The sequence below is a fragment of the Paraburkholderia sp. A1RI-2L genome (genome assembly GCF_048957375.1).
Lineage (GTDB): Bacteria > Pseudomonadota > Gammaproteobacteria > Burkholderiales > Burkholderiaceae > Paraburkholderia.
In genome coordinates this window covers 896,834-922,273 of record NZ_JARBTA010000004.1, presented here as the reverse complement: position 1 = coordinate 922,273, position 25,440 = coordinate 896,834, and the positions used below count along the sequence as shown (strand labels likewise).

Below are 25,440 nucleotides of genomic sequence, written 5' to 3'. Positions count from 1 at the left end.
GGCGGGCGGAACGCCACGATGACGCAAGAGGCCGCGCAAACCGGCGTAGGCCCCATGGCGCTGGTAGCCATCGAGCAGCGGCTCGCGCCCCATCGGCGCATCGTCGACGACGATCTCGCCGCTGCGCTGCTGCCCGCGCCCGCGCGCCTGCTCATTGCGTTGATGGGCTCGCGCACGGCGGCGCGCATGGCCGCGATAGCCGAGCGCAAGTATCCGGGCCTGTGGGGCGGCATGCTGTGCCGCAAGCGTTATATCGACGAAAAGCTGCTCGAAGCCCTTCCACAAATGGAGGCATTCGTGAATCTGGGGGCAGGTTTCGACACTCGCGCCTATCGGCTGCTGCGCGATACCGGCGTGCATGCATGGGAACTGGATCAGCCCATCAATATCGCAGCCAAACGCAAGCGCCTCGCGAAGCGCTTTGGCGCGATACCGTCATTCGCGACGCTCGTGGCGGTCGACTTCGAGCATCTCGCGCTCGACGCCGTGCTGGCCGCGCAAGGCTATACGCGCAACCGACGCACCTTTTTCGTCTGGGAAGGCGTCACGCAATATCTCGATGAGCCAACCGTGCGGGCGACGCTTGAAATGCTCGCGCGGGCCGCGCCTGGCAGCCGCCTCGCATTTACCTATGTGCGCAGGGATTTTCTCGACGCAAACGTGCCACAGGGGCAAGAGGCGCTCTATCGCCGCTTTGTTTCGCCGCGGGCGATCTGGCGCTTCGGCCTCGATCCCGAAGCGGTGCGCGCGTTTCTCGCGCTTTATGGCTGGCGCGTCATCGAACAGCCCGAGCCCGACGCGCTCGCACGCCGCTACATCGCGCCTGCCAGCCGCCCGCTCACCTGCATGCCGATCGAGCGCACGGTCTACGCGGAGCGCGTCTAGCTGCTCCGGTACGCTAAACGCCACGCGCTGCCGCGTTATCCCGGCGGTCCCGCTTTGAGTTCGAGCAGTTGCGCGACGAGCGGCCAGCGTCCGGCCGCTTCCTGCCAGGCATCCTCGGCCTGCATATCGAAATAGCGTTCGGCGTTCACGCCCTCGACGAGCCGCGCGAGTGCGTCGATATCGCCAGGCCGCCGTGGAGCCCGTGAGGCGCGGCGCCGTCGCGGTGATGAGCGGACCGATCTCGCTGTCCCGATGCGTGGCGCGCAGCACGGTCACGAGGCTGCGCAGCGCGTCGATGTCGGGTGTTTTCGCCTCGACGAGCGGGCGCAGCACGCTTTCGGCCTCGGCCCAATTCTGCCGGGCGATGAGTGAATCGCCGAGGATGCGCGCGGCGTCGGCGTTGCCCGGATCGAGCCTGAGCGCCTCGCGGGCGAGCGTCCCGGCTTCTTCGGGCTTGCCTTGGGCGTTAGCGGTGCGCGCCTTTGAAATGTTGCCCCAGATCGTCGCGGTTTTTTCGAGGCTGCGCCACTTGCCGGCGTTGTCGCAGTCGAGCTTCGCTGCGCGCGCAAACAAAGCGCGCGCTTCGTCGTGGCGGCCCTCGCGCAGGCGCACGAGACCGAGGCCGCCGAGCGTCGCGCCGTCGTTCGGGTTCGCGCGCTGGGCCGTTTGCAGCGAGGCTTCGGCCTCGTTGAGATCGCCGCGCTGAAGCTGCGCGAGGCCACGATCGCGCGCCGCCGCGCCGGGACCCGCTGGGCGCGCGCGCGGTTCGAGCGCCGCCGCCCGAACCATTGTCCGAAGCGAGGCTCGCCGGCGGCGCATAGTTTTTGCCGCTGGCCGCCGCCGCGTTGGCCAGCGCCACGCCTTTGGGACCGAGCTTCTGCGCGAGCTCGGCGACGGTTTGTTTGGCATCCGTATCGTCGGGGACTTCCTGGAGATAGCGCTGATACCAGATGTAGTAGGCCGGGTCGTCGCGGCCCGCGCTGTTGAGCGCGCTGCGCCAATAGGCGAGCGCGTTCGCGCGGTTGCTGTCCTGGCGGCGGTAGACGCGGTAGATCAGGTTCAGCCCTTCGATGCGCGTGCTGGCGCGATCGGTGAACAGGTCGCCCAGCGTCAGCGCCCCAACCGTGTCGTTCGGGTTCTGCTTCACGCGGGCGCGCAGTTCGTTGATGGCCTGCACGCGGCCATCGGTCGTGCCGGCGATGATGCGGTAATAGTCGCGCGAAAGATCGCCCTTGGGCGCGCCGTTCGGGAACAGCTTGCGGATGCGCGCGGCAGCTTCCTCGCTTTTTCCCGCGCTCGACAGCAGACGGATTTGCGCGAGTTCGTTGCGATCCGTCGTGGCGAGGCGGTAGGCGTCGGCGAGCTCCTGGGTCGCGCTCGCATTCGGCGCGACTTTCCTTAGCTGTGCCAGGATCTTCGCCGCTTGCGCCGGGTGGTTCGAGCGCAGCTCGATCTGGCCCATGAGCGCGAGCGCGTCGGGCTGCTGCGGATTGAACAGCAGGGCTTTCTGCACGAGACCGCTGGCGACGTCGGGGCGGTTCTTCGCCATCCACATGCGCGCCGCCGACAGCAACTGTGCAGCCTGCGCCGAGGGCGCGGCCGCGTTCGCGGCGGGTTGCGGGCCGTTCTGCGCGCCCGGTGCGTTCTGCGCACGCGCGACGCACGGCAACGCCGCGATCAGAAGTGCGGGGACAAGCCCGACGGCAAGGTCGGTGACAAGCGCGGTGACAAGCGCGCGCCAAAGCATGCGCTCGGACGCGGCGCACCCGCGCACCGCTTCAGCGCGGCGCCGGGCATCGGGTCGTCCATGCGGGCGCGACGCGGCCTTGTGCGCCGAAGCGGTAGAGGCCTTGCATGTAGCCGAGGCCGAACAGCATCAGCACGCTGCTGTAATAGCCGGGCGGCGACTTTTGGGCGAGCGTGCGGCTGCGACGCGACCTGCGCGTCGGCGAGGTCGGTACGGCCAGTCGCGGAGAGATAGGGCGCGAGCGCGGCGGAGAACCCGCCGTTGCCTTCGTTCGGACCCGTCTCGCCGCTTTGCGTGTTCACGCGCTCGGGCGGAAAGCCGTGCGCCGCCACGAACGCCGAGAGCGGCGCGAAGGTGGCGAGCGTGGCGCTGCGCAAGGGATCGTCGTGGGCGAGCATGCCCGCCCACAAATAGACGCGGATCGCGTTATAGGCGCTTTCGGCGTGCGTTTTCTCGTCGGGGCCGAAGGCGCCTTTGCCGCCGCTCTGAGCGCGATAAATCACCCAGTCCGGCGAGTAGCCGCGCGGCGCCGTGTCGTTCACGAGCTTCGTCGAGCTGGCGAGCATCGACTTCCATTCGGGCGCTTCCGGCGCTTGTTGCAGCGCGAGCGCGAAGCGTCGCATGAGTTGCAGCGGCACATAGCTTGGGTTGAGCCGCCACGTGCTCTTGTCGAGCCTGAAGCCCATCGGGCCCGGCAGATCGGCGCTCTCCTGACGCACGACGTTGCGTGCCATCAGCATGCCGAATGCCGTGTAGCGGCGCTCGTTCCAGAGGCGTCCCGCTTCGAGCGGCGTATAGGCGATCCAGAGGTCGGCGTCGCTAGCGGAGTGCGCGTCGATCACGCACCACGCGGGTTTTTGCGCCGCCGTGCTCGCGGAAGCCCCCGATGCACTCGCAGCACTCGAAGCGCCCGATGCGGGCAGCGCCGCGCCATCTTCGCCGATGTCGGTGCGCCCCCAGATCCACGCGGGCAGGTGCGAGGCGAGATCGCCCTGGGCGAGATTGTTCTCGGTCCACGTGAGGATCGTGTCGAAACGCTTGCGGTCGTTCGCGACGAGCGCGAAGAACAGCGCGTAGGACTGGCCCTCGGAGACGGTGACCTGGCGCGGCGTGCTCGCGTCGATGACGCGGCCATCGGCGCTCAGCAGATCGTGCTTGAACGCGTCCCAGTCGGGCCATGCGCAAGCGGGCGCGCTCGCCGCGCCGCCTGCGGCCGCCTTGGCGGGCGGACTCGCGGCCTGCGCCGCATGCATGGGCAGGAGCGGCGCGAGTGCGCAGGCGCTGGCCGCGAGCCAGCGCGCGAGACGAAGCTCGAGGCGGGACCCGCGATGGAGCGGCGAGACGCGCATGATCAGTCTCCCGTGCGCCGCTTGGCCATGCGGCCCAGCGCCCAGAACACCGTGAACGCGACGATCAGACCCGCGAGAATGCCCGCGAGCGCCATCAGCGACGGATAGCGCGAGATATGCACCCACAGCCGCGCATACCAGGGCAGGTCGCCGACGAAATAGCGCTCGCCCACGCGCAGGCTTTCCACCTCGCCGTGCCGCACGACGCTCAGATCGCCATGCATCCGCGCGACCTTGCTGCTGTCCTGCATGGCGTCGAGCACGTCGCCGAGTTGCGCCGAGGACGTGCTCGCGAGCGCCACGACGCTGCGCCCCGAAGCGAGCGGCGACTCGAAGCCGATCAGCGCGGCCAGCGGCCCGCCGGGCGTGACGATCGAGCGGCCCTTGGGCGTGGTGTCGTCGTCGTCCGCGGTGCCGCCTGGCCAGTTCGGCCAGCCGATTTTCTGGTCGCGCGTCGCCACTTCGGTCTTGCCGCGCTCGATGAGCAGCGGCAGGTCCTTGCCCCACTTCGCGAGCAGGTTCGCCGCAGAGCCCGAGCCGATCATGAGCAGGTCGTCGCCGCTCACGCTGTCGATCTGGCTGGCGGACACGAGCTTCACGCGCAGCGCGGGCAGGCCGGTCCACTGGCCCATGTGCCCGAGCATCGTGAGCACGGCTTCCTGATCCTTCGCGTCGGGCGCGTCGGGTATCACGACGGCGGTTGCCGAGAGGTCGGCCATGCGCGTGAACGGATAGCCGCTGTTGGCGAAGTAGGCGAGGTTGGGCAGCGCCGTGTAGTGCGCGAAGCCGCTGAAGTCGATCACCGAGTCGGGGTCGATGGCGGCGCGCGCGATGTCGGCGGCCGTGGAAGCGCACAGGCCGGTCTTCTGCGAATCGATATGAAACTGGAACTGGAACTGGTTGTTCGAGCCCACGCGGAACGCCGGAATCTCGATGCTGCTCGTTGCGCGCACATCGGTGCCCGAGAGCACGGGCACGGCGATGCGCGTTTCGTCGGCGGCGCGCGTGACCGGCTTCAGGCGCTGCGAGCGCACGAGCTGGTCGTTGATGCTGACGTTGAGGATCGAGTCGTTCCAGCTCGACGGCGCGGTGTAGCGATAGCGGATGTCGATCGGCACATTGCTGTGCGCCCACGCATAGAGGTCGGCGGGCACGCGCATGTTCACGCGGATCGCGGGCGGGTTGTAGCCCGAGACCTGCAATTGCTGCGGGTCGCTCACGAGCTCGCGCAGCAGCACGGGGCGCTCCGTGGGCACCCAGTTGGGCGCATCGTAGGGCTTGCGCTCGGGACCGAGATCCACGGATTGCACCACCACGCTGCTGCCCGCCATGCCGGCCTGGCCGAGCACGAGCGCGTCGGCGGCCTTCTTCAGCTCCTCGGGCGTGCGGCCCGCGAGCACGAGCAGCTTGCGGCCCGAGCCCGGCGCGGCGGCGGGGTTGGTCATCATCGTGATCGTCGGGCCCTTGATCTCGGGTAGCGCGATGCCTTCGGGCACCTGGCCCGGCAGCGCGAACGCGATCGCGCTGGCGTCGGCGGGTGCCGCGTGCGCGACCGGGAAGCGCGCGCCGCGAAAGCTCGCGAGCGCGCCGAGCCACGACGACACCACGCCGGCCGCGCGCAGCGTGGGCAGCCCCGCGTTGGCGGCGAGCACGAACGGCACGCGCACGAGGGTGTAGTCGTGCTTGTCGAAGAACGGCGCCGGCAAAAGCGCGAGACTATTGGGCAGATCGACGGCGGCCGTGTCGAGCGTGAGCGTGCTTTCGGGCGCGATGTCGGTCCACAGCGTCGAGTGATACGGGTCCTCGCAATGATCGAGCGTGTAGTGCGCGATCATCTGCACGCTGATGCGGTTGAAGTCGGTAAAGAGACGCGGATCGAGGGCGATCTCGCTCGTTACGAGCTTGCCTGCCGTTTCCTTCACGAGCGGAATGGTGGCCACCACTTCGCCGTTCACGAACACCTTCAGGTGCGAAAGCGGATAGATGAGCGAGGGCGAATATGTGTAGACGAGCCGCAGCTTCGCGGCGATGACGACCTCGTCGGTGCGCACATCGGCATTGAGGTAGCCCGTGGGGTCGAGCCCGCGCAATTCCATCGCGCCGTAGGCGCCCATCTGGCGCAGCGTGAAGACATGGGTGCGCGGCTGGCCCGTCGGGGCGGGCAGCGCATTGGCGCCCGGGAGCATGGCGATGGTGCCCGGCGCCGTCTGGATCACGGCTGGGCCGATGCCACCCGCGGTGGTAGTGAGCGCGCCGGGCACGCCGCCAAACGTCATCCGGGTCTTGCGGTGACGCATCTTGAAATTCGTCGGAGTTTATCTGACTCTCATGAAGTGCGACTGATGATTGCTCACCGTTTGCTGACGTCCAATCGTTAGGGATTGTCATATCGCCGAGGCGAAGCGAAGAGACAGTCACTTGCAGCGATCCAGAAAACCTCTTTCAGACAAAACATGACGACTCGACTTTCCGCGCGTACCGTACTTCGCACGCTGGCCTTGAGCGCGGCGCTCCTCGCATCCGGCATCGCGGCGGCGGCCAGCTTCGATTGCGGCAAGGCCGCTTCGGCGACCGAAAAGCGCATTTGCGCATCGCCGCGCCTGAGCGACATGGATACGCAGCTCACCGCGCTCTATCAAAAGCGCGCCACCGGCGCAGATGCCGCCGCATGGCGCGACGATCAGCGCGCGTGGCTGCGCGAGCGCAATCAGTGCAGCGATGCGGCGTGCCTCGCCCGCGTGTATGGCGAACGCCTCGTCGTGCTCGAGAACGGTGCGGGCCCGTTCCGCTGGCAAGGCACGTGGTGGCGCGTCGATGCAAGCGGTCAATATGGCTGCGCACTGACCCTCAACCATGTCTCGTCCCGCGGCATGCAATTCGCATTCGACGCCTACGCGGGCGCCAACTCGGGCGCGCTCGAAGGCAACGCGGCGTTCGGCGCGGACCATGCGGCGCACTACACGGGCAACGCCAGCGACGCCACGCAAAACTGCACGCTGACCTTCACGCGCAAGCTCAACCGCATCGAGGTCGCGCAAAAGGGCGATTGGGGCGATTGCGGCGCAGGCGCGGGCGTGCTCTTCGAAGGCACTTACGTGGCGGCCGCGCAGGATCCGAACGCGAAGGCGGATTTGCTCAAGCTTGGCGTCGTGAAGACGGCCGAACAGGACGACGCCATTCGCAAACTGCTAGGCAGCGACTACGACGCGCTGGTGGCGACCGCCGGTTCCGTGGGCGAGGGCAGCGCTGCTGCGGGCATGCCGGGCGTGACGGTGGTCAGCGCTTTCGTGCGTGGCATCGCATGCGATACGAAATCGACGGTCATGTACGACGCCAACGGCCATTACTGGGTCGCGCTGTGGTCGCCGCAGCCGCAGTCGGGCAAAGGTGGGACGAGCATCACCGAGCTCCGGTACTACACCAACGTGGCCGCCGACAAGAAAAAGCTGCCCGGGCCGATCGCCGCGCAACGTAACCAGGTCTGCCCTTCGGAGCAGGAGGTCGTGCGCATGATGTCGTGAAGCTGTCGTCAATCGACGGACTGCGTGATTGAACGCGCCGGCGTGGTAACGTTAGGCCCGCGCCGCAACTGCGCGCGCATTCATGAATGACGAAAAAAGCGAAGAGAAAGGAGCAGAACGTGGTCTACGAAATGGCGCACATCTCCGTGCAGGCCGGCAAGAACGCCGAATTCGAAGCAGCCGTGGCGCAGGCCTTGCCGCTATTCCACCGCGCGCGCGGCTGTACCGCCGTGGAATTGCAGCGCAGCGTGGAGGAGCCGAACCAGTACGTGCTCGTCGTGCAATGGGACACGCTGGAAGACCACATGGTCCACTTCCGTGAATCCGCCGATTTCCAGGCGTGGCGCGGCCTCGTGGGACCGTACTTCGAGAAGCCGCCGGTCGTGGGGCATACGCAGGTGGTGGTGAAGTAAATCGTGCGCTTGCGGATGGAATCTCCCTCGCGGGCCGAAATCGAGCGCGTGGGCGATGAAATCCGCATCCGCCCTGGGCGCCGGTCGTTGGGCGGCATGCTCAAGAAATTCGCGAAATTCGGACCGGATTTCATGGCGGAGGGGCGGGGCGAGCAAGAGCAAGCTGATCCGCACATTCAGTCGCGCCCGAAGTTTCGCTCGCAACGAATAACGAACGCGATCAAGCGCCAGGCGCTCATCATGAGCGCCGCATCCACTCAAGCTCTCACCCCAAACCCCTCCACGTAGCCCCCAGCATCCGCGCCATCCCAAACCCTTCCGTCGACGAAAACCGGCTTGCTCGACGCGTCAATCACAGAAACGTCCATCGCCCGCGCCGCCTCGCGATACAACGCGGTTTGATTCACCGCTCGCGCAATCTCCCGATAGTCGTCGCGCCGCGCCATCATTCCCCAGCGCTCGAACTGCGTCATGAACCAGATTCCTTCGGACTCCAACGGATTGTTCACCGCGCCGTCCTCGAAGAATTTCATGCGCACCGGGTCGAAAGTACCGATACCTTCGAGCTGCCCCGCAATCAACGCCGGATCCACGCCGAGCATGTCCGGCCGCGCCAGCCATTGAGCGATTTCCTGCCGATGTCCTGAGCCGTCGAGCCATCGGCATGCTTCCAGCATCGTCTGCACGAGCGCGCGCGCCGTATTCGGATAGCGCACGACGAAATCGCGCCGGCACGCCAGCACTTTTTCGGGATGATCGGGCCAGATTTCGCCGCTGCGGATGACCGTGCGCCCCACGCCGTGCTGCTGCGCGAGCGCGGGCCACGGCTCGCCAGCGCAAAGGCCGTCGAGCCGCTCTTCGGTGAGCGCGGCGACCATCTGGGGCGGTGGAATCACCACGCTGTCGATATCGCGCAGCGGATGCACGCGCTGCGCGGCGAGCCAGTAATTGAGCCACATCGCGTGCGTGCCGGTCGGGAAGGTCTGTGCGAACACGGGCTTGCGCTCGAGCGTCGCGAGCGCGCGGCGCAGTGTGCCGTGTTCGGCGAGAGCGTCGGCGAGACGGTTCGACAGCGTGATCGCCTGGCCATTGCGGTTGAGCACCATCAGCACGGCCATATCCTGGCGGGGCCCGCCAATGCCAAGCTGCACCCCGTACGCGAGACCGTAGAGCGTATGCGCGGCGTCGAGTTCGCCGGTCAGCAGTTTGTCGCGCAGCGCGGCCCAGGACGGCTGGCGCGAAAGCGCCAGCGTGAGGCCGTGCGCGTGGCCGAACTCGAGCAATTTCGCGGCGACAAGCGGCGCGGCGTCGGCGAGCGGCACGTAGCCTATCTTCAGGTGCGTCTTTTCCGGCGCGGCGTGCGGGGTGGTGGTGTTCATGATGTGCGCTTCGTTCATCCTCATTCGTGGGCCGGCGCGTTCATTTGCGCCGCTCCTGCAGCCCGCTTGCACCGACGATCTGGCGGGCAACCTCGGCCAGCTTCAGGCTCTGGTCCATGGCGCGCTTTCGCAGCGTTGCGTAGGCGGCGGGCTCGGACAGCTTCTGCTGCTCCATCACGATGCGCTTCGCGCGGTCGATCAGCTTGCGCTCGGCCAGTTCGTTCTCGGCGTGGGTGAGCCGTTCGCGCAGTTGCGCCTCTTGCGCAAAGCGCGCCAGCGCGACTTCGAGAATCGGTGCGATGCGTTCGCCCGCGAGCCCTTCGACGAGATACGCCGTCACGCCCGCATGCACGGCCGAGCGAATCAGCTGCTGGTTGGCATCGTTGCTGAACATCAGCACGGGTCGCGGCGCCGTGGCGTTCATCACGGCGAGCTGTTCGAGCGTGTCGCGCGAAGGCGATTCGGTGTCGATGATGATCACGTCGGGCCGCTCGCGCTCGACGGCGCGATGCAGCGCCTGCGGCGTCGCGGGCTCGGCGAGCATTTCGTAGCCGAGCCGCGCGAGCGCCTGGCGCAGATCGCCGATGGGCTTGTCGGTGTCGGTTACGAGCAGGACGCGCAGCATGGTGTTTCAGTGGTCGGCGGCATGAGGTGGCTGCTTGGGCGCAGTGCGGCGAAGCAGGACATGCAGCATTCCAGCAAGGTATGTGCCAGTTGTTGCGGCGCACGCGAATGGGGCGGGTCGCGTGCGAAACCGGACGGGAAGATGGTGGGATGCACCGCAACCGTGCGTGGCGCGGATCGCGGCACTCAACTGGCGCAGTGGGAAGACGCGGAAGCCATGGTCTTCGTCTCAAGATTGGCAACTAACAGTCAACCCTGCCATGCAACTCCAAACAGTCAGCGTGGTGGAATCGACGGCATTCCACATGGAGAGTGGTCCAATGCCGACCGTATTGAAGGTTCACACGTACCTGCGTCGCAGTATCTGTGACAAAGAAGTTTCACTGCCTGCGGGCACCCAGGTTATCAATGACATCTTGGCCGATGGCGACCAGGCCGAGCTGCTGATCGTGCTGCGCCAGATGGCGCAGGCATTTGGCGGAGTTCAGGCCGTGGCCGAGCAGGCGCATCTGAATCCGACCCAGCTCTATCGCACGCTGTCGCCGAAAGGCAGCCTTCGTTGGTACCGTATTGAGTCGGGTTTTGGACGCTCGGTCCTGGGTCGGGCATGAGTGACAACCGGCTCCGCGAGCGAAGACTTTCAAGAGATACGAGGGGTTGATTCGAGTCGAACAGAGCCCTGCCCCGGAAGTCTGCGAATAGCAAAAAAAACGCGCCGGCATAACCGGCGCGCATCGAAATCCACGAGTTCCGTGTCTCAGCTCGCTTTCCGAACCGGCGGAAAACGCCGCTTGCTGTTGCCGATGGGGATGCGCCGGAAGCGCTCCTTCTTGGTCTCTTCCTCGAAGTGCGAAAGCGAGACCTTCACGAGGTCGGCGCTCGACACAATGCCGATGAGCCGCATCGACTGGCGATCGGACACCACAGGCAGCCGCTCGAGCCCATGCACGGCAAGACGCGCGGCGATCCGGCGGCAAGTCTCCTCGGGCACCGCCACATCGGGCGCGCGCAGCGCAAGCAGCGCGCCGAGCGGCTGATCGAGCGCCTCGCTGGCGCCGCTCGCGCGCACCGTCTCCAGAATCGCGCGGTCCACCATGCCAAGCACGGCGCCGTCACGCACCACAGGCCAGGCGCGGCGCTTCTGGTCGGGGCCGAAGTATTGCGACAGCGCATCGCGCACGCTCACGCCGGCGTCGATGGTTTCGACGTTGCGCGTCATCACTTCGTCCACGTGATGGCGCTCGAGCGGATCGACGCCGTACTCGCGATAGATGTGATAGCCGCGCCGCGCGATCTTCTCGGTCATGATCGAGCGCTTCATGACGACCGCGGCGAAGCCGTGCGCGACCAGCGTGGCCGTGAGCAGCGGCAGCAGCGCGTTGGTGTCGTGGGTGAGGCCGAAGGCGAACACGATGGCCGTGAGCGGCGCGCCGAGCGTGGCGCCAAGCGTGGCCGCCATGCACACGAGCGGCCAGAGCGCGGGGTCGCTGCCGGGCAGCACGTGGCTCAGCACGCAGCCAAGGCCCGCGCCCAGCATGAGCAGCGGGGCGAGCACGCCGCCCGAGGTGCCCGAGCCGAGCGCCACGACCCAGATCACGGCCTTCACCACGAGGATGGCGACGGCCACCTGCAAGATGATGTGCTGATGGAGCAGGTCGCCGATCACGTCGTAGCCCACGCCCAGCGCGCGCGGCTCGATGAAGCCGCCGATGCCCACCACGAGGCCGCCGATCGCGGGCCACCAGGACCAATGCAACGGCAGGTGCGCGAACAGGTCCTCGACCTTGTAGAGCGCCGCCGAAAGCCCGGAAGCGAGCGCACCCGAGAGCAGGCCCGCGATCACGCACGAAAACAGCGCGAGCGCGTGCGGCGTGGGGGTTTGCATCGCGAAAAGCGGCTCGGTGCCGAAGAATGCAGCGCGCGCAAATCCCGCCACGGCGCAGGCGAGCGCGACCGGCAGGAAGCTGCGCGGGCGCCATTCGAACAGCAGCAGCTCGACCGCCAGCAGCACGGCGGCCACCGGCGTGCCGAACACGGCCGTCATGCCCGCGGCGGCGCCGGCGACGAGCAGCGTCTTGCGCTCGGCGGAGGTGAGCCGCACGCACTGCGCGAGCAGCGAGCCGATCGCGCCGCCTGTCATGATGATCGGGCCTTCCGCGCCAAACGGCCCGCCGCTGCCGATCACGATGCCCGAGGAGAGCGGCTTGAGGATGGCCACCTTCGGCGACATCTTGCTCTTGCCGAACAAAATCGCCTCGATGGCTTCCGGAATGCCGTGGCCGCGGATCTTGTCGGAGCCGAAGCGCGCCATCATCCCGACGATCAGCCCCCCGGCCGCCGGCACGAGAATGACCCACGCACCGAGCGTGTTCAGCGCGGGCGAGTGATCCTCGAACGAGAAGCGGCCATAGAAGAACAGGTTCGTGAACCAGTGGATGAGGCTCAGAAGCACGAACGCGGCGAGCGTAGCCAGCGCGCCAATGACGGCGGCCAGCGCGCTGATGCCGGGCAGGCGCGCGTTGGCCGAGAAGTCGCGCTTGTGGGAGTCGTCGAGATGCATGGTCGTCAGAGATCGATTTGCGGAATGGTGAAGGTGCCGTCGAGCGATTGCAGTTCCGCACGATGGAGTTCGGCGAGGCGCGCGAGCAGCTTTTCGCCGCCGTCGAGCAGATGCACTTCCACCTGGCGGCGATCGCGCTCGCTCACGCGCCGCTCGACCAGGTTGAGCGCCTCGCAGCGCGAGACGAGCGCCACCACGCCGTGATGCTGCGCCTGCAGACGCTCGGCAATCTCGCCGATGGTCGCCCACTCGCGGCCCGGATAGCCCTTCACGTGCAGCAGCAGCAAATATTGCAGCGGCGTGATGCCCTCGCCCTGGGCCGCCTGTTCCGAGAAGCGCTCGAAGCGGCGCATCTGGTAGCGGAACTCGGACAATTGCTCGAAATCGGTCTTCGTCAGACCGCGCGTATGGTTTTTCATTGGGAATTCAAATGGGTGCGATTCGAAATGCGAATATATCACAACATGATATGTTTGGCCGAGGCCTTCCCGACGCGGTTGCGCCACGCGCGGCTCGCGATATGTTCAGGAATGCATGAGGTTCAGGCGCTCTGGCCTTGTAGCGGCTGAGCCTGCCGGTACAGGCCCGAAATCAGGTCCGCCTGCGTGACGATGCCTACGAGGCGGCGCTCGCCGTCCACCACGGGCACGTGGTGGTGGCCGCGCCCCGCGAAAATGCCGAGCAGCTGCACGATGGGGGTTTCGCTCGCAATAGTGCGAACGTGCGTGCTCATGATCGTGCTCACGCGCACGCCGTCGGCGGGATGCGCGGCGATGCCGCTTCGGAGCGAATGCAGCAGCGCGCGCAGCGGGTGGCGGCCGAGGCCCTCTTCGGCGAGGTCGGCGCGCGTGACGATGCCCTTTACGTGGCGCTTTTCATCCACTACCGGCAGCGCCTTGATGTCGTGACGCTTGAGCAGCGTGCGCGCTTCGCCTACGGTTGTCGCCGGCGTGATGCTGACGACGTCGCGCGTCATGACATCGGCGCAATTGAGCTCGCCGAAGCTGCGCGCATAGGCGCGAATCTCCGTTTCGCGCAGCAGCGACTCGAGGTCGTCGGTGTCGATGTCGAGCAGCTCGTCGCGGTCGCGCAGTACGGCTTCGAGGTCGGCGCGCGAGAAGCCACCCGGCGCGGTCGCGGGCTGGGCGGTCCTGGCCGGGCGCACCGCGTGGGGATAGCGGTGGCCGGTGGCCGTGTGATAGACGAGCGCGGAAATGAGCAGCGTGAATGATTGCAGCGCCACCGGCTCGAACACGAACTCATAGCCGAGCGCATGCACGGCAGGGCCGCCGAGCACGGCGGTGAGCGCCACGGCGCCCGAAGGCGGGTGCACGCAGCGCAGCGTGAACATCGCGCAGACCGCCGCGGCGATGGCGACTGCGGCGGCCTCCACGGGATCGTGGATGAACATCGCGCAGGTCACGCCCACGGTGGCCGAAACCAGATTGCCCCCGATGATCGACCACGGCTGCGCGAGCGGACTCGCGGGCACGCCGAACAGCAGCACCGCCGAGGCGCCCATCGGAGCGATCAGATACGGAATGGTCGAGGCGTTGCCGAGCAGGTAGTGCGAAACGGCGCCCGTGACGGCAATGCCCACCAGCGCGCCGCCGCTCGAACGCAGGCGCTCGCGCCAGCGCAGGGTAACGGGGGACGGGGCGAAGCGCGTGAGCCAGCGAAGAATTCTGAAGCGTGACACGGTCGAGATAGCGGTAAAGGGGACGAAGCGAAAGGGATAAAGCGGCGTCCCCGCCGGGCCGCCCGCGATTTTTTGAGATCGCGATTGTATCGCAACGTGATATATCCCGCGACGCATTGACGCTGATAGTTGTCATTTGGGGTTTGATCGCCCGTGGGCTGATGGCGGCGCGCATCCGGGAACTCCGGTGTAACAAAACCACTGCATTTGTAACGCTGCGTCGCCGTGGCGGCGCGCTGCGCCGCGTTCGGTTACGCTGGCGGGCCAACCCTTTGCAGGGGCGGTCAAGCCGGCGGCCCGGCACGGCGGCACCGCATTCCACCGATCGACACGGACAACAAACGCATGAAGAAGCTCTCTTTCCTGAGCGCGGGGCTCGCGTGGTTCATGGCGTCGCTGGTAATTGGCGCGAGCGCGTTCGCGCAGGGCGTCGTCGATCAGTCGGACCCGCAGGCGCTCATCAAGACGGCCACGCAGCAGGTGCTGGACGAAGTGCGAACGAAGGCCATCGCGCCGGACGACATTGCGCGCATTCGCGACATCGTCGACCGGGACATCCTTCCCTATGTCGACTTCCATCGCACCACGCAACTCGCGATGGGCCGGCACTGGCGCGCCGCCACGCCCGCGCAGCAGCAACAGGTCGCCCAGCAGTTCCAGCTGCTGCTGATCCATCTTTACGCTGGCGCGCTCGCGCAGCTCAAGCCCGATCAGCAGATCGAATACCCGCCGATGCGCAATGCGCCCGGCGACACGGACGTGGTCGTGCGCACGCTCGCGCAGACAAGCAGCAATCCCGTGGAGATCGACTACCGTTTGTACAAGACGCCCGAGGGCTGGCGACTCTACGACCTGAACGTGCTGGGCGCCTGGCTGATCCAGACCTACCGCGTGCAGTTCAACGAGAAGATCCAGCAATCGGGCGTGGATGGGCTGATCCAGTTTCTCACCTCGCGTAATCAGGAGCTGGAGGCGGCCGGGCACTGAACGCGGCGCGCGCGCTTTCGAACCCTTTTATCCAGGGCGCGCCTGGGTTACGCTTCTCGCCCGTTTGCCGTTTTCAGGCTTATTTCTCGCCTGCGCGCCGCCTGCGCGCCGCCTGACGCACGCTGCACGCACTACCCTGAACTCAGGCGCGCCTGTTGCGCGTCTCACCCGACTCCCCGACCAGCCAACGCTTCGCCATGAATTTCCAGAGCCCGCCCGAGAGGCCTTATTCCGAACCGCTGAATGGACCATCGGGGCCATCGGGACAGCCGCACGGCCACCGCAACCGCGTCTTCGCGTCGAGCACGCCCACGCTGCACACGCTCGCCGCGCTCGTCACGGGCGTGGTGGTGGTGTGCGGTCTCTACTTCGGGCGCGCGATGCTCGTGCCTATCACGCTTTCGGTGCTGCTGAGCTTTCTGCTCGCACCGCTCGTGACCGCGCTGCGCCGGCTGCACATCCCGCAGTTCATCGCGATCCTGATCGCGGTGCTCGCCACGGTGCTGGCGCTGGCGGGCGTGGGCGCGCTGATCGCCACGCAGGTCGTGCAGCTCGCGGCCTCCTTGCCGCAGTACCAGGAAGCCATCATGGAGAAGGCGGAAACGGTGCAGGAAAAGACCATTGGCCGCGCCGACTCGCTGATGACGCGCGCCGCCGCCGAGCTCCAGCGCATCACGCCCACGCCGCCGCCCGCGCCGCCGCAGCCGCGCGGGCGCGCCGCGCGCAACCAGCCGCAGCCGCCGATGCAGGTCGAGGTCCACACGCCCGCGCCCACGCCGATGCAGTTGGTGCGCAAAGCCTTCGCGCCGGCCATCGCGCCGCTCGAGACCGCCTTCATCGTGCTGGTGGTGACGATCTTCATCCTGCTGCAGCGCGAGGACCTGCGCGATCGCTTCATCAGCGTGTTCGGCTCCAACGATCTGCATCGCACCACCACGGCTATCAACGACGCCTCCGAGCGGCTCTCGCGCTACTTCGTCACGCAACTGGGCGTGAACGTGTCGGTGGGCGGCGTGATCGCCATCGGGCTCGCGGGCATCGGCGTGCCGGGCGCGCTGATGTTCGGGGCGCTCTCGGCGCTGCTGCGCTTCGTGCCTTACATCGGCATCTGGATCGCCGCGATCCTTGCGACGCTGCTGGGCGCGGCCATCCAGCCGCAGTGGACCATGGCAGTCTCGACGCTGATCTTCTTCATCGTCGTCGACGTGGTGGCGGGGCAGTTCGCCGAGCCGATGCTCTACGGCCGCCGCGCGGGCCTGTCGCCGCTCGCGGTGGTGGTGGCGGCGATCTTCTGGGCGTGGCTCTGGGGCCCGGTCGGGCTCGTGCTCTCCACGCCGCTCACGCTGTGCATCGTCACGCTGGGCCGCTACGTGGATCGCCTGAACTTCCTGACCATCCTGCTCGGCGACCAGCCCGCGCTCACGCCCGCGCAGACCTGCTACCAGCGCCTGCTCGCCGACGACCCGCACGAGGCGCTGCTGCAGGCCGACCGCCTGCTCACGGAGATGCCGCTCATCGACTATTACGAGCGGGTGGTGTTCGAGGGCCTGCGCTTCGCGCGCAACGACGTGCTGCGCGGTGTGCTGCCCGCCGAGCAGCTTGCGCGCATCAATCAGGCGCTGCTCGACATTGTGGAAGTGCTGGAGTCGGTGAACGATTCGCGCCACGCTTCGGGCAACGAAGACGACGCGCCGCCGGAGATTCCCGCGGACGGCCGCGCGGTGCTGTGCGTGCCGGGGCGCGGCGCCTTCGACGAAGTGGTGGTGGCGATCGTGTGCCAATTGCTCGCGCGCGCGGGGATTCCGTGCCTCGCGACGACATACGACGAAGTGCGCGCCACGCGCACGGGGATGATGGACCTGCAAACCTTGCAGTCGATGCACGCGATGCCATCGACGCAATCCGCGCAAGCGGCGCACTTGATGCAATCGACGCGGGTGGTCTGCGTGGCGTCGCTCGACGCCGCCGAGTCGCCGCCGTACTTGCGCAACCTCGTGCGTCGCGTGCGCGAGCGCGCTCCCGCCTTGCCGATCGTCGTGGGCGTGCGGGCGGTGCGCCGCGAAGAGGGGCCGAGCATCGCCGACGATGCCGCTACGCACCTCACTGCCACGCTGCGCGATCTCGTGGAGGAATGCGGCGCGGCGCTCGCTGCCCAGCCGAAGGAGCTCGCGCACAAGCAGGCGAATGCGGGGGCGTGACAGTCATGGGGGCGTCACATTGGGATGCCAGGATATGCGGCCCTACCCCCTCTGGTTGCGGCATTGCCCGGAGACACCACGTGCTGAGCCCTCACGAGTTTGCAACGCTGATGCTGATCCGCCACGCGCCGGAGCAGATCGACATGAACCGCCACGAACTCGACATCCTGCTCGAACGCCAGCTCGTCGCGCTCGAACAGCGCGCCGAAGGCCACCGGCTGCCTTCGCTCACGATGGCGGGGCACTCGCTGCTCGATGCGCTCGGCCGTGTCGAGCCGACGCATTTCGAATACGAAGACATGGGCGGCTTCGACGCGCATTGAGGGCGCTTGCACCGCTCCCGCTGACTATCATTGATAGCAATCTTTGTTCATCGCGCAGCTAGCCGATCGGCCCGGAAATATGCTGAGTTCTTGCGAACTGAGTTAGCGCTTGTTTGCAGTGATTCCCGCAATGGGACTCACTTGGTAAAAACCCTATACCGTCCATAACACTCGCCTGTCGCAAAGTGGCGCATGCGATACTTGTCGCAAATGGTCGCGACACAAGCGCGATCAACGCGACGGTAGCGCGATTCAGAACGTTCTGCTCCTTGCCTCCCCACGGCATCTCATTCAGAAAACATCGCTTGTCTGGAAATTTCGTTGCCTTTTCGAAAGGTAATGGATGGCTTTCGCAAGCAGGAGACTCACTTGGAGCGACTAGGTTTTTTTGCCATGGTGGCGCTATTGCGCCTCTTTTCAATGCTTCCTTATGGCGTGGTCGCGCGACTTGGCAGCGCGCTCGGCACGCTTTTATACGCACTGCCAAGCTCCCGGAAGCATATTGTTCATGTCAACCTGCGTTTATGCTTTCCGGGCAAGTCCGACGCCGAGTACGACCAACTTGGGAGAAAGCATTTTCGCCACGTGATCCGAAGCTATGTCGAACGAGGCGTTCAATGGTTCGGCAGCGAGGAGGCGATACGGAAGCTGGTTCAAATCGAAAGCCAAATCGATCTGGAGGATAAGGATGCGCCGCCCACGATCTTTTTGGGCTTTCACTTCGTCAGCATTGAAGTCGGCTGCATTCTCTATTCCACGCGATCGCCGGCCGCTTCACTCTATACGCGCATGTCGAATGAGCGTCTGGGGGAACTGGCCAGGCGGCAACGCGGCAGATTCGGCGCCGAGATGGTCGAGCGTTCGACCAGCGCCAAGAAGATCATCGGACTGCTGCGTTCAGGCATTCCGGTCATGCTGGCCGCGGACATGGACCACGGCATCCACAACTCGGTTTTTGTGCCGTTTTTTGGCGTGCCCGCGTGCACGCTCACTTCGGTTTCGCGTCTTGCCCGGATTGCCCGTGCCCGCGTCGTGCCGTTCGTGACCGAAGTGCTGCCCGATTACCGCGGATACAAGCTCACCGTGTTCGAGCCGTTCGCCGATTTTCCTTCGGAGAGCGATACGCTCGATGCGTGTCGAACCAACGAATTTCTTGAAACGCAGATCCGCAAGTTTCCCGAGCAGTATTACTGGGTGCACCGCCGCTTCAAGAATCGTCCGCCGGGCATGCCGGGTGTTTATTGAGTTCGGCGTTTAGCAAAAGCGCGTCATCACGTAAATCGCTCGTGGTGACGCGCTTTCTACATTCCATTACTTGCCGATGCCGATCAGTTCGACTTCGAACGTGAGGTCGCTGTTCGGCGGAATCGGGCCGACGCCGCGATCGCCATAAGCCGTTGCCGCCGGGCAGGTCAGCTTGGCTTTGCCGCCCACCTTCATTTTCTGCAAGCCCTGCGTCCAGCACGGAATCACCCGGCCAAGCGGGAACTCGGCTGGGCCGCCGTGCTTGTCGGAGCTGTCGAATTCGGTGCCGTTGGCGAGCGTGCCGCGGTAGCTCACGCGCACGACGTCGCTGGCGGTCGGCTGCGCGCCGGTGCCTTGCTTGATGTGTTCGACCACGACGCCCGAAGGCAGCTTGTCGATGGCGTTGGCGGCGAACGCCGTCGACGCGATGGTGGCGGTGGCTAGTACGGCAATCAGTGATTTCATGCGATGTCCTCGTTGAATGGCTTGCCAATTATATCGGCAGCCACAGTCGAACCCGGAGCATCGCGGGCAATCGTCCAGGCCCCGCCGGAAAACGGACATTCCCGGCGGGTTCGCGTGAACGATCAGAGGCCGCTAACCGTCTTGACCGTCACCCACTGGCCGTTCTTCACCTGATAGACGGTGGAGGAGCCGGTCTTGAGCGAGCCGTTCGCGTTGAACTCGATCTGGCCGGTGATGCCGTCGAAGTTGATGCTTTGCAGCTTCGCGCGGTAGTCGGCAGGCTTCGTCGAGTTGGCTGCCTGCATCGCCTTGATGGCGGCCCACGCCGCGTCATAGCCGAACGGCGCGTACGAGAGCACTTCCACGCCGAACTTCTGCTTGAAGCGCTCGGCGAATTTCGATCCCACCGGCGTGCTGTCGAGCGGACGGCCGTATTCCCAAGCCATCGCGCCTTCGGACACGTCGCCCGCGAGCTTGATGAAGTCGACGTCCTTCACGCCGCCGCCGCCCACGTACTGCGCCTTGATGCCGAGCTGCGCCATCTGCTTCATGATGCCGGCCGCTTGCGGATTGAGCGCCCCCACAAAAATCAGATCGGGGTTCTTGCTCTTGATGGTCGTGAGCTGGGTCTTGAAGTCGGTTGCCTGATTGGTCGTGTACTCGCGGTCGATGATGTCGCCGCCGTGCGCCTTGACCGCTTTCACGAATTCATCGGCTTCGCCCTGGCCGAATGCCGTGCGGTCGTCGATCACGGCAATGCGCTTGGCTTTCGTCGTCGTGACCGCATAGGCGCCCGCGGTGCCGGCGTTTTGCGCGTCGCTCGAGATCACCATGAAGACGTTCTTGTAGCCACGGCCGCTGATCACCGGGTTGGTGGCGGCCGGATCGATAACGGGCAGGTTCGCCTTTTCGTAGAGATCGGACGCAGGGATGGTCGTGCCCGAGTTGAAGTGGCCGACGACCACGGAAACGCCTTCGTCCACGAGCTTTTGCGCGACTTGCACGCCGACGCGCGGGTCGGCCTGGTCGTCCTCGGCTACCAACTGGAACGAGACGGGCTGGCCATTGATCTTCACGCCTTGTGCCTTGGCGTCGTCGAGCGCCATCTTGACGCCGTTCTCCAGGTCCTTGCCGTAACTGGCGTTAGGTCCGGTGAGCGGCGCCGCAAAGCCGATTTTGACGACGGTATCCGCATGAGAGGCGAGCGGTGCAACAGCGAGAAGTGCTCCAACTGCAACGGCGACAGGGGTGAGAGTCTTCGCAAAACGCATGTTGTTTCCTTTGTAGTATCGATCGAACCGCTGCGAATGGGGAACGCGTGGCGAAATGCCGAAAGCGACTATAGGAAGCCAATATCGCCCCGTCTTGAACTTTCGCGACGCATCCTATGCGCATTTCGGCATAGCCGGGCAAATCCGGGCAATTAGGGCAAATACGCCCGCTCGCGCGCATTTCTAGCAGCCGGACCGATTTCGCGCGATCTGTCGATTGCATTACTGCGTATTTCATTTATATTACATTCCTCCGTGCCAACCGGTGCAAAATGCTTGTCTCGCACAGAATCCGCATCCTCGATGGGCGTTTGAAATGAAATATCAATCACTTGAAGACTTTTTGGGCGCCTCCGCCGAGCGCAATCCGGGTCAACCGGAGTTCCTGCAAGCGGTCACGGAGGTGATGGAAAGTCTGTGGCCATATATCTCGGAGCACCGCCAATATGCCGAGCACGGCTTGCTCGACCGTCTGGTCGAGCCGGAGCGCACGGTGATGTTCCGCGTGTCGTGGGTCGACGATCATGGCGGCGTCCAGGTCAATCGCGGCTATCGCATTCAGCACAGCTCGGCCATTGGTCCTTATAAGGGCGGTCTGCGTTTTCATAACTCGGTCAATCTTTCGATTCTCAAGTTCCTCGCGTTCGAGCAGACCTTCAAGAATGCGCTGACGACCCTGCCCATGGGTGGCGGCAAGGGCGGCTCCGATTTCGATCCGAAGGGCAAGAGCCCCGGCGAAGTCATGCGCTTCTGCCAGGCGTTCGTGAGCGAACTGTTCCGCCATGTCGGCAGCGACACCGACGTGCCGGCTGGCGACATCGGCGTGGGCGGCCGCGAGGTCGGCTTCATGGCGGGCATGATGAAGAAACTGTCCAACCGCGCCGATTGCGTGTTCACGGGCAAGGGACTCTCATTCGGCGGCTCGCTGATTCGCCCCGAAGCGACCGGTTACGGCACCGTGTATTTCGCCGAGGAAATGCTCAAGCGGATTGGCCGCAACTTCGACGGCCTGCGCGTGAGCGTTTCGGGCTCGGGCAACGTGGCGCAATATGCGGTCGAAAAAGCCATGGCGCTGGGCGCGAAGGTAGTGACGGTTTCGGATTCCAGCGGCACGGTGGTCGACGAAGACGGCTTCACCACCGAAAAACTCGCCGAATTGATGGACGTGAAGAACCATCACTACGGTCGCGTGAGCGACTACGCAGAACGTACGGGACTCAAGTTCTTGCCGGGCCAGCGTCCGTGGCATGTCCCCGTCGATGCCGCGCTGCCGTGCGCCACGCAAAACGAACTGGACGCCGACGATGCGGGCATGCTGGTCAAGAACGGTGTGATTTGCGTGGCGGAAGGCGCCAATATGCCGTCGACCAACGCGGCCGCGAAATACTTCGAAAAGAACGGCATTCTGTACGCGCCGGGCAAGGCCAGCAACGCCGGCGGCGTGGCCACGTCGGGCCTGGAAATGAGCCAGAACGCGATGCGCATTTCCTGGCCGCGCGAGGAAGTCGATGCGCGCCTGCACGACATCATGCGCAGCATTCATGAGGTCTGCCTGCAGCATGGCCGCCGCGCCGACGGCTCGGTGAGCTATGTGAATGGCGCGAACGTGGCCGGCTTTGTGAAGGTCGCCGATGCGATGCTGGCGCAGGGCGTGATTTAGGGCGAAGTTGATTGAGTTTTCGAGAATAAAAGGCCCCGCTGAAGTGGGGCCGGTCGATAGCCACTAGTGGCGTTCCAGGGTTTATTGCCAGTTTGCCATCTCAAGCAGGTCACTCAGAAACTTGTGTTGAGTCTTCCGTAATTCATAGACGCAATGCTCATAGATGGCCGGGTACATGGAGCCATCCGGTGACGTTTCCCACTTGGATCCCGCGTTCCGTTGTAGCTCACAGTATTTCACCGAGTGATCCTTAGTTCGCATGTACTCATCAAACAACGCCGCATGAGCGTTTCGCTGCGGAATCTTCGCCCGAAGCTTCTTATATAGTTGTACATTCTCTGATACGAGATCGATACTCAGCCCCGAATAACACTCGGTGTCCGAGTAACCACCTCCAAGGTGTTGAAGACAGGCAGGATCTGTCTTTGAACTAACCGATCGTGAAGAGACTGCGATCAGGATCGACAGAAGTAGCATGTTAGTGCGACGCATCATAGACTCCTGAAGCGAATAAACGTGCCTCTGAACGGATCGATCGGCGGCTTGGTTTGCAAGTAAGCCTCGCCGATGAACATTCAGGCGCACAGAAGATTCGCACCGCCAGGGCGTGCTATTCGATCGCGCGGACATGGCGCAGGAACAACGGTAATTGAGCATCCAGGCGCGTATGTTCGAAGGGTTGATCGTGAAGCATGCCGGGATGCGAAGACTCCGCTAGCAGCGGGCATAGCCGTGTCGGAGTGGAAAGGAACCGGTGTATTTACCGTGAGGCATGCTGGCCGAAGTACCAGACAAGCGGCAGCGAGAAAGCGCCCCGCCGGAGCGGGGCATTTGAAACTTCCACGGAAAGCGGACGATTTTCACCAACCGCTTCAACGCTGATTGTTCAATATCTTCTTCAATGCCGGGCATTTCGGCTTGTCGGAAGTCTCCATATCATCGGGGCACGCGAGCCAACTATAAAATTCCAGCTCCTGGCTAGCTATCTTCGAACGACACGCAGCGATTTGAAAATCCGTATCAGGCGAATAAATATCTGCCCAATCATTGAACGCCTTACCAAATAGGTCGCAGTCTGATTTCATACGGTTGCGCCAAATGCTGAAATTCCGATCCAGTGCGACTTGCTTTTCTCCCTTTGCTAACGGCCTAATCGACCCATAGAGCGCTTTTGCCTTTGCCAAGTTTCGATCGGTGTCCTTGTTGGTACAAGCCAGGAAATCGTCGCGGGTTTTTGCCTTCGCGTCGCAAGCGGAATCAGCGAACGCAGACATTGAGGCGAGCGCAAGAACAAAGGTATTGAGAGTTTTAATGACTCGCATCATAGGTTCCGTCTTTGAACAAGTTTGCTTCGGCGTGTCGGCGTTTCAACAGACTGCGAGGGCGGGCACCGCCTGCACCCGTGTATTCCAGCAACTTAGCCGGTACACGGTCATAATGTCCGGTGTTCACCAGATTCAACAGGCTTTCTTTGCTATGCCCTCTGACGTTATATACGAAATCCACCAATGCGTCGTATTCGTATTGGTAAAGTGGCACGCGTATTCGATTATTGATAATGTGTTCGGCGACTTTGATATCCTCACGGAGCAACGCCAATGCTTGAGACATGGTTAAACCCGCCAACCACGGTGCCTCCAGCGCTGAGCCATTGATCGGCCCCATATGTACCAAATGCCCATAGCCTATGGTTGTATTTCCGCCGTGTCCGCCGCCGTCGTTATCGTAAAGGTGTGCGCGGAAGGCCTCCCATTGCGCTGTAAAATGAATTAGGTTGTCAGTGACAGCCCAAGGTTTACAAAGCCGGTCTGTTTGAAGATTTACGCACGAATTCGGGTTCGTATTCGTTACTGCGCTTCCAAGTGCATCGGGCATTTAAACCTCGTCTCTATGACCAAGATAAAAGCGGATTGATTGCGCGCTTTGCGTCGTATATCGAGCGGTACGGCCTTGCGAATCGGTGACGCCGTGTTCCAGCGCGCCTGATGGAAGACGTACCGTGTAGTACGTGTCGGGCATTAGTGAGCCGTGCGCATCGCAAAGGGTGAATTGCTCGTCGTACATGCTGCCTGGCGGGATGGACGCGAATGCGTTACCTGCGCCGTATCCCGTGCCTGTGAGTTCTTGCGATTCGAACGTATGCCACGCGCTATCCTGCGACGCAATCATGACCGGAGGCGGGTCACCTTGGCACAGGCAGATATCGCCGTCGAGCGCCTGTTGTTTGCCGTGCATTGTCGCGTTCTGGTGCGGTCCCTTCGCGCCAATGAGTCCTTCCGATTTGCAGCATGCGCACCAAACCTTCGCGCCGATGAAAGTGATTGCCCGCCCGTGGTGAGTGCAATTCTCAATGCCTTCCCGAACAACCCCGCCGCTAGTGGATTTGTCCCACTGTCGCAAGAGTGCGCGCTTCATATCGTGCCTCGCGCAGGGTGTTCGTACGTCATCTGTTCTTCGGTAACAACCTCCCATATTTCGGGGCTGGCCTTTCCAGCACGCTCAGGGCTGTCTGTAATCGTGTCGCCGTTGTCAAGCACGCTTCCCACATACGCGAGTTGCACAAACTCCCGATTCGCCTTGATCGCGAGGCCGCTAATGATTCGCGCCATGGTTCCATCCGGGTAATGGACCGTATCGCCAATAACACCGACCTTGACCTGCTCACCATCGACGCTCCACTCGCGGCCCGGCGCGCGCAACACGCCGCCGCGCCGGGTAGTTGAACCGCGTAGCGCGAAGCGCAGGCCCGGCTCAAGCGGCGGCGGCACGTACGAAGAATCGAAAAGCCCGGTGGGGACTTCGCCTTCGGGAATGAAAAGACCGGTTATCCCGTTGTCCCATGGCGTGAAATCGATATGGTCCCCGTTGCTGAGGTGACTGCCGACCAGTGCCGCGCACTTGTCGTGATCGACAAACAGCGGCCCCGAACCGTCAATGATTGTCGCTTCGCTACCATCGCTGTAGGTCGATATGCAGACCGCAAATCGACATGCTGCCTGTTGCGCGCGTCACGTAGCCGCCGCGTGCGGTACGTGCGCCGATGGTTGCGAATGCGTAGGTAATGCTCTCGCCCTTTTCCTGATCCGACATTCCATAGCTCCACGAAGTAGACGA

22 protein-coding genes and 3 pseudogenes are annotated in these 25,440 nt (G+C 64.3%); 10 read left to right on the top strand and 15 right to left on the bottom strand.

Annotation, left to right across the window (positions count from 1 at the left end; translation table 11 throughout):
- The first annotated feature begins 18 nt into the window (after positions 1 to 18).
- Positions 19 to 885: an SAM-dependent methyltransferase gene (locus PWP93_RS32680; protein ID WP_421047684.1), complete on the top strand. Its 867-nt coding sequence runs from the start codon at positions 19 to 21 to the stop codon at positions 883 to 885.
- A gap of 285 nt (positions 886 to 1,170) precedes the next feature.
- On the opposite strand, the pseudogene PWP93_RS32675 reads toward PWP93_RS32680, so the two are convergent.
- The 3 genes and pseudogenes from PWP93_RS32675 to bcsB all read right to left on the bottom strand — a co-directional run.
- A pseudogene (locus tag PWP93_RS32675) lies at positions 1,171 to 1,674 on the bottom strand (tetratricopeptide repeat protein); the annotation flags it as partial.
- Between the two features lie 989 nt (positions 1,675 to 2,663).
- Positions 2,664 to 3,981: pseudogene (bcsZ, locus tag PWP93_RS32670) on the bottom strand (cellulose synthase complex periplasmic endoglucanase BcsZ).
- Between the two features lie 2 nt (positions 3,982 to 3,983).
- Complete coding sequence (gene bcsB, locus PWP93_RS32665; protein WP_421047683.1) at positions 3,984 to 6,278, bottom strand: cellulose biosynthesis cyclic di-GMP-binding regulatory protein BcsB; 2,295 nt, start codon at positions 6,276 to 6,278, stop codon at positions 3,984 to 3,986.
- 156 nt (positions 6,279 to 6,434) lie between these two features.
- Here bcsB and PWP93_RS32660 point away from each other — a divergent pair, with 156 nt between their 5' ends.
- The 3 genes and pseudogenes from PWP93_RS32660 to PWP93_RS32650 form a co-directional block, all read left to right on the top strand.
- Positions 6,435 to 7,502: a lysozyme inhibitor LprI family protein gene (locus PWP93_RS32660; RefSeq protein WP_421047682.1), complete on the top strand. Its 1,068-nt coding sequence runs from the start codon at positions 6,435 to 6,437 to the stop codon at positions 7,500 to 7,502.
- A 119-nt stretch (positions 7,503 to 7,621) separates the two neighbouring features.
- The gene (locus tag PWP93_RS32655; protein WP_421047681.1) at positions 7,622 to 7,915 is read left to right on the top strand and encodes an antibiotic biosynthesis monooxygenase family protein; all 294 of its coding nucleotides are present in this window, start codon (positions 7,622 to 7,624) and stop codon (positions 7,913 to 7,915) included.
- Between the two features lie 36 nt (positions 7,916 to 7,951).
- Positions 7,952 to 8,083: pseudogene (locus PWP93_RS32650) on the top strand (AbrB family transcriptional regulator); the annotation flags it as partial.
- Positions 8,084 to 8,172: 89 nt separating this feature from the next.
- On the opposite strand, the gene PWP93_RS32645 reads toward PWP93_RS32650, so the two are convergent.
- Positions 8,173 to 9,312: a CmpA/NrtA family ABC transporter substrate-binding protein gene (locus tag PWP93_RS32645; protein WP_421047680.1), complete on the bottom strand. Its 1,140-nt coding sequence runs from the start codon at positions 9,310 to 9,312 to the stop codon at positions 8,173 to 8,175.
- Between the two features lie 22 nt (positions 9,313 to 9,334).
- On the bottom strand, positions 9,335 to 9,919 hold the full coding sequence (locus tag PWP93_RS32640) for an ANTAR domain-containing response regulator (protein ID WP_421047679.1): 585 nt from the start codon (positions 9,917 to 9,919) through the stop codon (positions 9,335 to 9,337).
- A 319-nt stretch (positions 9,920 to 10,238) separates the two neighbouring features.
- Here PWP93_RS32640 and PWP93_RS32635 point away from each other — a divergent pair, with 319 nt between their 5' ends.
- The gene (locus PWP93_RS32635) at positions 10,239 to 10,529 is read left to right on the top strand and encodes a DNA-binding protein (RefSeq protein WP_421047678.1); all 291 of its coding nucleotides are present in this window, start codon (positions 10,239 to 10,241) and stop codon (positions 10,527 to 10,529) included.
- Between the two features lie 146 nt (positions 10,530 to 10,675).
- On the opposite strand, the gene PWP93_RS32630 is transcribed toward PWP93_RS32635, so the two are convergent.
- The 3 genes from PWP93_RS32630 to PWP93_RS32620 form a co-directional block, all read right to left on the bottom strand.
- Positions 10,676 to 12,478, bottom strand: a complete 1,803-nt coding sequence (locus PWP93_RS32630) for a chloride channel protein (protein WP_421047677.1) — start codon at positions 12,476 to 12,478, stop codon at positions 10,676 to 10,678.
- A gap of 5 nt (positions 12,479 to 12,483) precedes the next feature.
- The gene (locus PWP93_RS32625) at positions 12,484 to 12,897 is read right to left on the bottom strand and encodes a MarR family winged helix-turn-helix transcriptional regulator (RefSeq protein ID WP_421028245.1); all 414 of its coding nucleotides are present in this window, start codon (positions 12,895 to 12,897) and stop codon (positions 12,484 to 12,486) included.
- Positions 12,898 to 13,019: 122 nt separating this feature from the next.
- Positions 13,020 to 14,177 carry an HPP family protein gene (locus PWP93_RS32620; RefSeq protein ID WP_421047676.1) on the bottom strand — a complete coding sequence of 386 codons (1,158 nt, stop codon included), beginning with the start codon at positions 14,175 to 14,177 and terminating at the stop codon, positions 13,020 to 13,022.
- Between the two features lie 345 nt (positions 14,178 to 14,522).
- Between PWP93_RS32620 and PWP93_RS32615 the strand changes: the two genes are divergently transcribed.
- The 4 genes from PWP93_RS32615 (at position 14,523) to PWP93_RS32600 (ending at position 18,930) form a co-directional block, all read left to right on the top strand.
- Positions 14,523 to 15,164, top strand: a complete 642-nt coding sequence (locus PWP93_RS32615; RefSeq protein ID WP_421047675.1) for an MlaC/ttg2D family ABC transporter substrate-binding protein — start codon at positions 14,523 to 14,525, stop codon at positions 15,162 to 15,164.
- 197 nt (positions 15,165 to 15,361) lie between these two features.
- Complete coding sequence (locus tag PWP93_RS32610) at positions 15,362 to 17,362, top strand: AI-2E family transporter (RefSeq protein ID WP_421047674.1); 2,001 nt, start codon at positions 15,362 to 15,364, stop codon at positions 17,360 to 17,362.
- 80 nt (positions 17,363 to 17,442) lie between these two features.
- Complete coding sequence (locus PWP93_RS32605; RefSeq protein ID WP_421047673.1) at positions 17,443 to 17,685, top strand: hypothetical protein; 243 nt, start codon at positions 17,443 to 17,445, stop codon at positions 17,683 to 17,685.
- Between the two features lie 339 nt (positions 17,686 to 18,024).
- Complete coding sequence (locus PWP93_RS32600; RefSeq protein WP_421047672.1) at positions 18,025 to 18,930, top strand: lipid A biosynthesis lauroyl acyltransferase; 906 nt, start codon at positions 18,025 to 18,027, stop codon at positions 18,928 to 18,930.
- Between the two features lie 66 nt (positions 18,931 to 18,996).
- Here PWP93_RS32600 and PWP93_RS32595 read toward each other — a convergent pair whose 3' ends face one another.
- Entirely contained in the window at positions 18,997 to 19,395 is a 399-nt protein-coding gene (locus PWP93_RS32595) for an FKBP-type peptidyl-prolyl cis-trans isomerase (protein WP_421028240.1), read from the bottom strand.
- A gap of 122 nt (positions 19,396 to 19,517) precedes the next feature.
- A complete protein-coding gene (locus tag PWP93_RS32590) occupies positions 19,518 to 20,666 on the bottom strand; it encodes a branched-chain amino acid ABC transporter substrate-binding protein (protein ID WP_421047671.1) in 1,149 nt (382 codons plus the stop codon).
- Between the two features lie 316 nt (positions 20,667 to 20,982).
- Between PWP93_RS32590 and gdhA the strand changes: the two genes are divergently transcribed.
- Positions 20,983 to 22,326, top strand: coding sequence for an NADP-specific glutamate dehydrogenase (gene gdhA / locus PWP93_RS32585; RefSeq protein ID WP_421047670.1), 1,344 nt, complete (start codon positions 20,983 to 20,985; stop codon positions 22,324 to 22,326).
- 872 nt (positions 22,327 to 23,198) lie between these two features.
- Here the strand turns inward: gdhA and PWP93_RS32580 are convergent.
- The 5 genes from PWP93_RS32580 to PWP93_RS32560 all read right to left on the bottom strand — a co-directional run bounded on the left by PWP93_RS32580 (position 23,199) and on the right by PWP93_RS32560 (position 25,416).
- Positions 23,199 to 23,651, bottom strand: coding sequence for a hypothetical protein (locus PWP93_RS32580; protein WP_421047669.1), 453 nt, complete (start codon positions 23,649 to 23,651; stop codon positions 23,199 to 23,201).
- Positions 23,635 to 24,201, bottom strand: a complete 567-nt coding sequence (locus tag PWP93_RS32575) for a lysozyme (RefSeq protein ID WP_421047668.1) — start codon at positions 24,199 to 24,201, stop codon at positions 23,635 to 23,637. The genes PWP93_RS32580 and PWP93_RS32575 overlap by 17 nt, the downstream gene beginning before the upstream one ends.
- Entirely contained in the window at positions 24,202 to 24,741 is a 540-nt protein-coding gene (locus PWP93_RS32570) for a PAAR domain-containing protein (protein ID WP_421047667.1), read from the bottom strand.
- Complete coding sequence (locus PWP93_RS32565; RefSeq protein WP_421047666.1) at positions 24,738 to 25,094, bottom strand: hypothetical protein; 357 nt, start codon at positions 25,092 to 25,094, stop codon at positions 24,738 to 24,740. The genes PWP93_RS32570 and PWP93_RS32565 overlap by 4 nt, the downstream gene beginning before the upstream one ends.
- A 181-nt stretch (positions 25,095 to 25,275) precedes the next feature.
- Positions 25,276 to 25,416 carry a hypothetical protein gene (locus tag PWP93_RS32560; protein WP_421047665.1) on the bottom strand — a complete coding sequence of 47 codons (141 nt, stop codon included), beginning with the start codon at positions 25,414 to 25,416 and terminating at the stop codon, positions 25,276 to 25,278.
- Between the last annotated feature and the right edge of the window lie 24 nt (positions 25,417 to 25,440).

Coding starts and splice junctions, on each gene's coding strand:
- PWP93_RS32680 (WP_421047684.1), top strand. CDS start 19: ATGACGCAAGAGGCCGCGCAAACCGGCGTAGGCCCCATGGCGCTGGTA.
- bcsB (WP_421047683.1), bottom strand. CDS start 6,278: ATGCGTCACCGCAAGACCCGGATGACGTTTGGCGGCGTGCCCGGCGCG.
- PWP93_RS32660 (WP_421047682.1), top strand. CDS start 6,435: ATGACGACTCGACTTTCCGCGCGTACCGTACTTCGCACGCTGGCCTTG.
- PWP93_RS32645 (WP_421047680.1), bottom strand. CDS start 9,312: ATGAACGAAGCGCACATCATGAACACCACCACCCCGCACGCCGCGCCG.
- PWP93_RS32640 (WP_421047679.1), bottom strand. CDS start 9,919: ATGCTGCGCGTCCTGCTCGTAACCGACACCGACAAGCCCATCGGCGAT.
- PWP93_RS32635 (WP_421047678.1), top strand. CDS start 10,239: ATGCCGACCGTATTGAAGGTTCACACGTACCTGCGTCGCAGTATCTGT.
- PWP93_RS32630 (WP_421047677.1), bottom strand. CDS start 12,478: ATGCATCTCGACGACTCCCACAAGCGCGACTTCTCGGCCAACGCGCGC.
- PWP93_RS32625 (WP_421028245.1), bottom strand. CDS start 12,897: ATGAAAAACCATACGCGCGGTCTGACGAAGACCGATTTCGAGCAATTG.
- PWP93_RS32615 (WP_421047675.1), top strand. CDS start 14,523: ATGAAGAAGCTCTCTTTCCTGAGCGCGGGGCTCGCGTGGTTCATGGCG.
- PWP93_RS32610 (WP_421047674.1), top strand. CDS start 15,362: ATGAATTTCCAGAGCCCGCCCGAGAGGCCTTATTCCGAACCGCTGAAT.
- PWP93_RS32600 (WP_421047672.1), top strand. CDS start 18,025: ATGGATGGCTTTCGCAAGCAGGAGACTCACTTGGAGCGACTAGGTTTT.
- PWP93_RS32595 (WP_421028240.1), bottom strand. CDS start 19,395: ATGAAATCACTGATTGCCGTACTAGCCACCGCCACCATCGCGTCGACG.
- PWP93_RS32590 (WP_421047671.1), bottom strand. CDS start 20,666: ATGCGTTTTGCGAAGACTCTCACCCCTGTCGCCGTTGCAGTTGGAGCA.
- gdhA (WP_421047670.1), top strand. CDS start 20,983: ATGAAATATCAATCACTTGAAGACTTTTTGGGCGCCTCCGCCGAGCGC.
- PWP93_RS32580 (WP_421047669.1), bottom strand. CDS start 23,651: ATGATGCGAGTCATTAAAACTCTCAATACCTTTGTTCTTGCGCTCGCC.
- PWP93_RS32575 (WP_421047668.1), bottom strand. CDS start 24,201: ATGCCCGATGCACTTGGAAGCGCAGTAACGAATACGAACCCGAATTCG.
- PWP93_RS32570 (WP_421047667.1), bottom strand. CDS start 24,741: ATGAAGCGCGCACTCTTGCGACAGTGGGACAAATCCACTAGCGGCGGG.
- PWP93_RS32560 (WP_421047665.1), bottom strand. CDS start 25,416: ATGTCGGATCAGGAAAAGGGCGAGAGCATTACCTACGCATTCGCAACC.